Source organism: Arsukibacterium sp. MJ3, assembly GCF_000987765.1.
Lineage (GTDB): Bacteria > Pseudomonadota > Gammaproteobacteria > Enterobacterales > Alteromonadaceae > Alishewanella.
The window spans coordinates 1-485 of the sequence record NZ_LAHP01000166.1; the positions used below are offsets into that span (position 1 = coordinate 1).

Annotated in this window: 1 protein-coding gene; it reads right to left on the minus strand. The window is 51.1% G+C overall.

Going from position 1 to position 485, the window contains the following annotated elements; translation table 11 throughout:
- Positions 1–485: N-succinylarginine dihydrolase (locus VT06_RS17310; RefSeq protein ID WP_046555578.1), on the minus strand; the 485-nt coding region annotated here is incomplete at both ends.

A 485-nucleotide genomic window follows, 5' to 3' on the forward strand; every position in this document is an offset into this window, starting at 1 on the left:
CTAAGACCATGCAAGCGAGCAATGGCTGCCGAGGCTTCGTAGGTTTGCCGCGCAGGGTATTGTTGTGGTGCTGGCTTACTACTATCAAAAGCGTAGCGGCCGTATACAAATAGCTCTACGCCAGCGTTGCCATACTCATTGCAAAAGCGCGTGTGATTAGCGGCACCCTCATCACCAAAATGTTCATTGTCTGGCAAATGTTGATGGTGCTCAAAGTAGCGTGAGTTGGCAAACATGGCCTGCAAAATACGGCCTGTTGTTTGTGGCTCTAGGGAGCGATGGAATTTATTGGTTAAGTTAGCTGGTGTAAAGTGCACACGGCCACTCATGGTATCTGCACTTGGTGATACAGTTGCTGCATTAGCGGTCCACATACTTGAGGCGGAGCAGCAGGCCCGAAAAATAGCTGGCGCTTCCGCGGCTGCCTTGCGCAATACTTGCTCGTTGCTGCCCTGAAAACCAAGCCGGCGAAGTGCATAAATATC